Origin of the sequence: Methylorubrum aminovorans, from assembly GCF_022179725.1 — a bacterium.
Classification (GTDB): domain Bacteria; phylum Pseudomonadota; class Alphaproteobacteria; order Rhizobiales; family Beijerinckiaceae; genus Methylobacterium; species Methylobacterium aminovorans.
Window position 1 is genome coordinate 44,199 of sequence record NZ_BPRC01000030.1, and the last position, 8,725, is coordinate 52,923.

General features: G+C 60.9%; 7 protein-coding genes. 4 read left to right on the forward strand and 3 right to left on the reverse strand.

Annotated elements, in window-relative coordinates:
* The first annotated feature begins 149 nt into the window (after positions 1–149).
* The 3 genes from MFF24_RS24275 (at position 150) to MFF24_RS24285 (ending at position 5,197) form a co-directional block, all read left to right on the forward strand.
* Complete coding sequence (locus MFF24_RS24275; RefSeq protein WP_238228579.1) at positions 150–1,148, forward strand: HWE histidine kinase domain-containing protein; 999 nt, start codon at positions 150–152, stop codon at positions 1,146–1,148.
* Positions 1,149–1,779: 631 nt separating this feature from the next.
* Positions 1,780–3,465, forward strand: a complete 1,686-nt coding sequence (locus tag MFF24_RS24280) for a methyl-accepting chemotaxis protein (protein ID WP_182556764.1) — start codon at positions 1,780–1,782, stop codon at positions 3,463–3,465.
* Between the two features lie 655 nt (positions 3,466–4,120).
* Positions 4,121–5,197 (forward strand): diguanylate cyclase domain-containing protein, encoded by a 1,077-nt coding sequence (locus tag MFF24_RS24285; protein WP_182556763.1) that lies wholly within the window; start codon positions 4,121–4,123, stop codon positions 5,195–5,197.
* Between the two features lie 214 nt (positions 5,198–5,411).
* Here the strand turns inward: MFF24_RS24285 and MFF24_RS24290 are convergent, their stop codons facing one another.
* Positions 5,412–5,957: a YciE/YciF ferroxidase family protein gene (locus MFF24_RS24290; RefSeq protein WP_182556762.1), complete on the reverse strand. Its 546-nt coding sequence runs from the start codon at positions 5,955–5,957 to the stop codon at positions 5,412–5,414.
* Positions 5,958–6,313: 356 nt separating this feature from the next.
* On the opposite strand from MFF24_RS24290, the gene MFF24_RS24295 reads away from it, so the two are divergent.
* Positions 6,314–7,425 (forward strand): IS3 family transposase gene (locus MFF24_RS24295; RefSeq protein ID WP_238228581.1). Its coding sequence is split into 2 segments (ribosomal slippage): positions 6,314–6,563 and positions 6,563–7,425, totalling 1,113 coding nucleotides; the frame shifts between segments, so codons are not numbered across the junction.
* Here MFF24_RS24295 and MFF24_RS24300 read toward each other — a convergent pair.
* On the reverse strand, positions 7,420–7,662 hold the full coding sequence (locus MFF24_RS24300) for a response regulator (protein WP_238228583.1): 243 nt from the start codon (positions 7,660–7,662) through the stop codon (positions 7,420–7,422). The two genes, MFF24_RS24295 and MFF24_RS24300, sit on opposite strands and share 6 nt — an antisense overlap.
* A 104-nt stretch (positions 7,663–7,766) precedes the next feature.
* Positions 7,767–8,725 (reverse strand): sensor histidine kinase (locus MFF24_RS24305; RefSeq protein ID WP_238228585.1); only part of this gene is annotated, 959 nt, incomplete at its 5' end.

Sequence of the window (8,725 nt, forward strand, 5' to 3'; positions counted from 1 at the left end):
TCCAAGCTTTGCAGTGTCGGTTTGATTGGGGGCCAGCCCCCTCATCATGACCACACCAGGCACGGTGGAAAGCGCAACAGTAGGAAACCAACAAATGGTGTGGGGGTTGATGGGAGACGTCTAGAGCGGCGGCTTGGATGGAGGAGGACTTGCGCGAGGATCACGGAGCGGCGCAGGTTCGTCCCGATCTGGATGTGCTTCTTGCTGCCGTCGAAGCGGCCGGGGAAGCCATCCTCATCACCTCGGCCGATCTCGATGAGCCCGGACCACGCATCGAGTACACCAATTCGGCCTTCACCCGCATGACCGGCTACGAAGCGCACGAGGTCCTCGGGCGATCACCGCGGCTGCTGCAGGGGCCGGAGACCGACGGTGGGGTCCTGCACCGGATGCGCATGGCTCTTGGGGCTGGTAACCCCTTCCAAGGCGAGACCATCAACTACCGCAAGGACGGATCAACCTACGTGGTAGAGTGGCTCATCACGCCAGTGCGTGAGAAGAACGGCTCCATCACGCACTGGGTCTCGGCGCAGCGTGACGTAACAGAGCGTCATGCTTACGAGGAGCGCCAGAAGCTCATGGTGCGCGAGTTGCACCATCGCGTCAAAAATACGCTCGCGACCGTGCAGGCGGTGATGAACGCCACCGTTCGCTCTTCCCTCTCGATCTCAGAGTTCACTCGTGCATTGACCGCTCGGATCAGCTCGCTGGCGCGGACTCACGCGCTGATCACGGAGGATCTCTCACAAGCGGCTTCGTTTGAGGGATTGCTGCGGTCGGAACTCGATCCGTACAACGATCATGGGCGGATTACCTTGGAAGGTCCCAGGGTCATGCTGCCGTCCAACCTTGCCGTGCCGGTAAGCATGGCTCTGCACGAGTTGACGACCAACGCCCTGCAACACGGCGCTCTCGCCGATCCTAAAGGTCGGGTCGAGGTCACTTGGTGGATTGAGGACGGCTCCAGCGGACAGTGCCTGCGATGGAACTGGGACGAGCATGACGGCCCTCCGGTCGGGCATCCTACCCGGGAGGGGTTCGGACACCGCCTCCTGAACAAGGTCCTGGCCGCACAGACAAAGGCTGAGGTCGAGGTTGCCTTCGAACCGGACGGGATCCGCGTTCGCGCTCGCGTACCGCTTCAGTGAGCGAAGTTGCGGGCACTCCGCCTGTCAAGGTCCCCGCCAAGACCCGCTAACGCCAAAGCGATCAGCGTCTCAAGCATCCGCGCGCCGGGCTGCTCCGCTAGCGGGTGACGCGGGATGATAGCTCGCGTGGGCGACAGATAAGGGGTGCTCAGCCCGGGGGTGCCTTCAACCGCTCACGCTCTAACTTCGCTTCCGGACAAGCGCATGGTCCGACGCGGCTCAGAAAGAGGATGACGTGGGTCTGGGAGCCAAGCTGATCATGGCAGCCATTGGTGTGTGCATCGTACTTATGTTGATCGAGGTGCTATCCCCTGCGAAGCACTGTGACGAAGGGCAGGTTCCTGTAGACACGATCGCGGGCATAGCGTGCATGCCGCGCATCAAGAATTAAACCCAAGATTGAACTTCGGGACGGTAACGTAGTCCTGACTGCACCGCCGACACATCCTGGTACTCGGTGCACGCCGGCGCCAGCCATGGGCATTGCCCAATGAGAGTACGGTGCCCGCGCATGAGTTCGGATGCCTGCGACAAAATCGATGCCGCCACAACCGCATGGCTTACACCATTAACCATTAGTTAGGCCTCGATCACGTTTTTGCGAGCAGGAGATTTTGTACGGAAGCCGACAATGCGTCTGACCCTCAAAACAGTTCTAATTGGCTCCATTGGCCTTCTGGCCCTGGCCGCCGTCGGCCAAGGTGCAGCCAGCATCAGCAAAATCACATCTGTAGAGCAAAGCTCATCAGCCGTAACAAAAAATTGGCTCCCTTCAGTAAGCATAATCAACGAGATAAATACCTCAACGCGCGATGTAAGAGTTAAGCTCTACCGCTTCGTTGTCGCGTCCAACACGGTGGAAGGATTTTCCAAGAATGAAGCCGCTTTAATTGAGGCTAATCACAACCTCGAGGCGTTGAAGCGCCGCTATGAGCCGCTGATCAGCTCGGCCGAGGAGAAGGCGCTCTATGATGCTTTTTCTTCGACCTGGCTTCGCTATATCGAGCAGGAGGAACATGTTCGCACGCTCATGAAGCAGGGGAACAAGGCGGAAGCGCTTGCCCTGCTTACCAGCGAGGAAATGGGAAGCCTCAACCGAGCTGCCATGCAAGCCCTCACAAAAGGCGTTGAGCTCAATAAGCGTGGGGCAAATGCAAGCGGAACTGCCGCTGCTGAGAGTGCGGCAGAGGCCATCCTCACAGCCTACGTGATGACAGCGATCTCATTGGTGATCGGTCTTTGTGCCATCCTGTTCAGCCTGTTTGGAGTCGCACGTCCAATCGAGCGTATGACGGCTGCCATGGGCAGACTTGCTGCCGGTGACGCGGCAACGACCGTGCCGAGCACCGACAGGCAGGATGAAATCGGTGCGATGGCTGCGGCCGTTCAGGTGTTCAAGGACAACCTGATCCGCACCCGTGAGCTGGAGCAGGAAACAGCCCAGGCCCGGCTCGCAGCCGAGGAGCAGCGCAAGCTTGGGATGCGCCAGATGGCTGATGATTTCGAGCGTGCCGTAGGCGGCATCATCGGGACAGTCACTGCGGCCGCGACCGAGTTGCAGGCGACTGCTCAGAGCATGGCTGGCACCGCAACCGAGACCGCCAACCAGTCCATCACTGTCGCGACCGCGGCCGAGGAAGCAGCAAGCAATGTCAGCACAGTGGCAGCGGCCGCCGAGGAGCTTAGCTCATCGGTGCATGAAATCGGCCGGCAAGTTGACGGGTCGGCCAGCCTTGCGCAGGTCGCGGTAAGCGAGGCTGATCACAGCGCAGCTCTCGTACAAGAACTGAGCGGTGCCGTGGCCCAGATCGGCGACGTGGTGACAATGATCTCGACAATCGCCGGTCAGACTAACCTGCTCGCCCTGAACGCTACGATCGAGGCAGCCCGTGCTGGCGAAGCTGGCCGTGGCTTCGCAGTCGTTGCAACCGAGGTAAAGGAGCTTGCCAGCCAGACCGCTAAAGCCACCGACGAAATTTCCGGTCACATTGCGCGGATCCAAGGGTCGACCGGTCAGGCCGTAGCAGCCATTGCTGGCATCGCCGAACGCATCAAGGAAATCAGCGGGGTTGCGACCAGCATCGCAGCGGCGGTGGAGGAGCAGGGCGCAGCCACGCAGGAGATCGTGCGCAACGTGGCCCAGGCGGCAACCGGCACGGGCGAGGTCACAGCTAACATCGCTGGCGTAGCTCAGGCTTCCGAGGAGACAGGTGCAGCGGCGAGCCAAGTGCTTGGCGCAGCCTCCGAATTGTCGCGACAGTCTGAGCACCTCTCAACCGAAGTGAACCGGTTTCTGACGACGGTCCGCGCGGCCTGATCTGAGAACCAGCCTGCCCGGGCGCCCTGGCGCGCTCGGGAGGTCGTTCGATTAAGCTTCTGTTTACCTTACCAATAGGTTATCGAACCAAACCCCCGATCGGTTCACTATCTCTACGCCAATCGGGAGACGGGACATGCCACAGCATATGGAGCCGTTAGGTTCGGACACACTCGCTCACATTTCGCACGCGGATTTTACCTTGGCTTGGTGCGCCATCGTAGGTGAGCCCCCAGCTCTTATGCTGGAGAGTCGATCCGAGATGATCCGCCTGCTCGTGGAAAGTATCCCTGTTGCACCATGGAGCTTTGATGAAAAGGCTTTGTGGCCTTCTCCGGAAACACCTGTTTGAAGCTTCCCATCTAACAACGGTAGAAAAAGGAAGCAATCGCCGCAGCATTATCACTCTAAGTTGAACCGCGACCGGCTGAGCCTGTTAATTCGCAGTTCTCCATACGCGATAGAAAGTCCACGACCCTCTCTACAGCTCGATGCTGTAAGGCAACATTTTAGGCGCACAAGGTATGACCGCGCGATAGCGGGCATACGACTCATGATACATCGCCTCACCGGTTACATTGAGACCAAGTTGGTCTTCCTGGCAGCGCTAATCGCATGCCTCTGCATTGCAGCCACGCTAGGGTTCTATCAGCACGTGAACACCGTTCGCGCTGGAACCGATAACCTCATCGCCAGCAATCTCCGCGCGCGACACCTCGTGCAGCTACTCACGCTTGTGCAAAATGCTGAAACTGGACAACGCGGTTACCTTCTGACGGGTCGAGATGAATATCTGCAACCTTATGTTCAGGCGATCTCACAGATTGATCAGAGCCTTCTCACACTGCAGAAAGATTACACCCACAACGATCTCGCGAAGCAGGTCATAATCAGCATCGATCAGCAGGTTCGCGCCAAGTTTTCCGAGATGAAATCTACGATCGAGGCGCGACAACGAGATGGATTAGAAGCCGCCCTCTCAATTGTGCAGCAAGATACGGGTAAGCGCCTCATGGATGCTGTCCACACTGATGTGGGTCACCTCCTTGAGGCCGAGAGAACTGCGATTAATCGCAGCGCTCTGTGGCAGCGCGACGCCGCGAAACGCGACGCCACGTTTTGGGTTTGGATGGCCCCGATGATTTTGCTACCGGTTGCCTCCTGCTTGCTGCTTGCTTTTCGTGACGCGCGGCGAGGTCGGCGTGAGGGCGCGCGTCTAGCCCACGCATCAAGCCACGACCCACTGACAGGCTTGCTCAACCGCTCGGCACTGATCGATCAGCTAGACGCTGCACTGCTCCGCCGGCCTTCCGAAGTTGGGCTGCTCTACCTAGATTTGAACGACTTCAAAGCTGTCAACGACAGCTTAGGCCACGCTGTCGGTGATCGCCTTTTGGTTGCAGCCGCACAGTGCCTCCGGGAGACGTTGCGTCCGGTCGATGCGATCGCACGCATCGGCGGTGACGAGTTCGTAGTGGTGGTAGAACAGTGCTCCTCACCATCGTTCCTGCTTACCCTGGCAAGGCGTGTGGAGGTTGCTCTTGAAGAGATCCAGCTACCTGAACTGAGCAGTCGTCGAATTGGCGGAAGCGTTGGGATAGCCCACAGCGCGGAGGATGCTTCCTCGACTGCACGCCTCCTCGAGGTGGCTGATACGGCCATGTACAAGCGGAAAGGGCAGCTGCGCCAAATACGTGCCAACCCTTCGAGACCACGCCTCAGCATTGTATAAAGCAGGTGACTGTCAACTTCTTATGAGCCCTGCCGGTTGACTTGGAACCGCTGGCTGCCGGATGCTCATATGGAGTTGCCGGAAAACGCCCAAAGACCCATCTGATACTGATGCGCGCCGAGCTCCTTGACCTCACCGACGGCATGCTGCTCGGCGCGGACAGCAGAAAGGGCGCTCCATGGCGCCCTTTCCGCATCCTCAGATTCTTCAGGGCTCAGGTAGCCTTGCGCCCGCCCTTGCCTTTGGTGGTGCCTTCCTCAGCGTCCGTCTCTGAACCTTCGACGTTGATCCGCTCGGCGATCTCGGAAAGCAGCTGATCGGTCTTCTTTTCTTCCTGCAGGGTCTCATCCAGCAGCTTGGCGGCGTCCGCGTAGCCGAGCTGGCTCGCCCAGGTCTTCAGCGTGCCGTAGCGGGCGATCTCGTAGTGCTCGACCGCCTGCGCACAGGCCGCCAGCACAGCGTCCGCCGCCGGGCTATCCTCGAAGTCCTCAAGATCTTCTTCCATTTCCGAGGTCAGGCCCTGCATCGCCTCGCAGGTCTTGGCACGCGCCGGCTTACCGATGATCTCGAACACCTGCTGCAGGCGCTCGACCTGATTGGCGCTTTCCTCGGCATGGGTCTCGAAGGCTTGGCGCAGCTCATCGTGCTCGGCCGCCTTGGCCGACTTCTTCAAAGCCCGGACAGACTGCTTTTCCGCGTAATAGACGTCCTTGAGGGTTTCGTAGAACGCATCCTGCAAGGTTTTCTGCTTGGTGGCCATGTAGTCCTGTCTCCCGTGTGCTATTTAATCGGCTCGCCGGCAGCGTGGCAGCTCCCTGCGTTTTCGTAAGAACGTGCCGCGTGGGAGGCGGGTCCATAAATTGATCTGTTAAAAATTCCTGTGCATGGTGGGGAAGACGTCTTCGTTCAAGGAACCTTATGCGGCCCGCAGCTCGCGCAGGATCTGCTCGACCAGCCCTGAGGAGTAGGGTTTGTCGATGAAGCGGGCTTTGGCAGGTAGGTCCCCGGGTCCTGGCTTGGTCGCACCCGAGCAGACAACAATCAGGATCTCTGGTGACCTTGCCCCCTGGATTGCCCTTGTTCTGAAGCTAGGGTCCGTCGAAGAGGAGACGGACGATGAAGAAGAGCCGGTTCAGCGAAGAGCAGATCATCGGCATCCTGAAGGAGCAGCAGGCCGGGCTACCGGTCGTTGAGATCTGCCGTCGCCACGGCATCAGCGACGCGACGTTCTACACGTGGCGCTCGCGTTTCGGCGGCATGGAGGTCTCTGACGCGCGTCGCCTAAAGGCGCTCGACGAGGAGAACCGCAAGCTCAAGAAGCTCCTGGCCGAGGCGATGCTCGACGTGGCGACGCTGCGTGAGGCGCTGGGAAAAAACTTCTGACGCCCGGCGCACGGAGAACGGCCGTGAACTGGGCCATCGCGGAGAAGGGCTATTCGCAGCGTCGCGCCTGCGGGCTGATCGGCCTGGAGCCGAAGACATACCGCTACGCCTCGACCCGCGGTGACGATGCAGCCGTGCGGGCACGCCTGCGCAGCCTGGCCGGCGAGCGCCGCCGGTTCGGCTACCGGCGCCTGCTCATCCTGATGCAGCGTGAGGGCCTCATACTCAACCACAAGAAGCTCTTCCGCCTCTATCGGGAGGAACGGCTGTCGGTGCGCAAGCGCGGTGGGCGCAAACGAGCCCTTGGCACGCGGGCACCGGCCGCCGTGCCCCAGGAGCCGAACCAGCGCTGGAGCCTGGACTTCGTCTCCGACACGCTCGACGACGGGCGGCGCTTCCGCATCCTCGTCGTGGTCGACGACTGCACGCGGGAGTGTCTCGCGCTGGTGGTCGACACGTCGCTGTCCGGGCAGCGGGTTGCGCGCGAACTCGACCGGATCATCAAGGACCGGGGCAAGCCGCTGATGATCGTCTCGGACAACGGCACCGAGTTGACCTCGCACGCCATCCTGCGCTGGCAGGAGGAGCGTGCGGTCGAGTGGCACTACATCGCCCCCGGCAAGCCGCAGCAGAACGGTTTTGTCGAGAGCCTGAACGGGCGCTTGCGCGACGAGTGCCTGAACGAGCATCTGTTCAGGAGCCTGCCGGCGGCCCGGACCATCATCGAGGTGTGGCGGGTCGACTACAACACCTGCCGCCCCCACACGAGCCTTGGCGGGCTCACCCCGAACGCGTTTGCAACCCGGTCCAAGCAGGACCAGAACCAGAACAGACTCTGGTTATGAACGGGGGCAAACAGGGGGCAAGGTCACTGGCCAGCGGGCAGCAACTTCACGGGCCAAGTCGAAACCATTGAGGTCACCCGGCATGTTCACATCGGTGAACAGCAAGTCGACACCGTCCTTCTCCTGGAGGTAGCGCAGCGCTGCGTCAGCGGTGGCGACCTCCAAGACCTTGAACCCGGCATCGGCCAGGGTGTCGGCCGCCTCCATACGTAGAATAAATTCATCCTCGGCAACCAAGGCGACAGCGGGAGGCGACGCAGTATGCAATTCCATTCAAACAGAAGGGGGAAGCTGCGGGAAAGGTTTCAGCTTGGCTGAAGCCTAATCACCAAAACCTACCGCTATGCTGCGATTTCGCTACGCTGCTCCTGCATCGAGGCAAGGGGCGCCTCCAGGCGGCAGATTAGCCCGGTCGGTGCATAGGTCTGCCTAACCTCACCACCGACCTCGGCGGCGAAGCTGCGCTCGATCAGGCGTGAGCCGAACCCGCGCCGCGCAGGCTGGGCGAGAATGGGCGGCCCACCCTGCTCGGACCAGGTAAGGCAGAACCGGGGCGCTTCGCCCTCGTGCACAATGTGCCAGCGCAGCTCCACGATCCCGCTTTCGTTCGAAAGAGCGCCGTACTTGGCCGCGTTGGTGGCCAGCTCGTGCAGAGCCAGAGCCAGTGAGAGGGCTGATTTCGCACCGAGCAGCACGTTCGGGCCGCTAACCCGGATCCGTGCAGGTCCGGCCTGGGCATGCACACTCAGGGCCCCCTGGACCACCTCCATGATCGGGGCAGCCTTCCAGCTGGCCTGCGTGAGAATGTCATGCGCGCGGCCGAGTGAGATTAGGCGGGCGGCAAAAGCCTCACGCGCTTCGTCGATGTCCGCCGCCCCTCGCAGCGTCTGACTGGCAATCGCCTGCACCATCGCCAGCGTGTTCTTGACCCGGTGCTGCAGCTCACCCGTCAGCAGGCGCTGCTGCTCTTCCGCCTGCTTGCGCTCGGTGATGTCCAGCATCGCCCCAATCATGCGCGTCGCTTTTCCCTGCGCGTCGCGGATGACGGAACCGCGGTCGAGGATGTCGGCATAGGAGCCGTCGGCCCGCAGGAAGCGGTACTCGTCGCTCCAGACAGTACCCGTCCCATCGATAACAGCATGGATGGAGGCATCGATGCGGGCGCGGTCGTCGGGATGGATGTGGCTGATCCACCAGTCACCGGTCGGCTCGACCGCATCAGGCGCGTAGCCGTGGGCAACCTGCAGCGCCTCGTTCCAGAGCACGTGGTTGGTGGCGAGGTTCCAGTCCCAGATCGCAT

Bases quoted from the DNA above. Each gene is read 5' to 3' on its own strand.
- MFF24_RS24290 (WP_182556762.1), bottom strand. From the start codon at position 5,957: ATGGCCACCAAGCAGAAAACCTTGCAGGATGCGTTCTACGAAACCCTC.
- MFF24_RS24280 (WP_182556764.1), top strand. From the start codon at position 1,780: ATGCGTCTGACCCTCAAAACAGTTCTAATTGGCTCCATTGGCCTTCTG.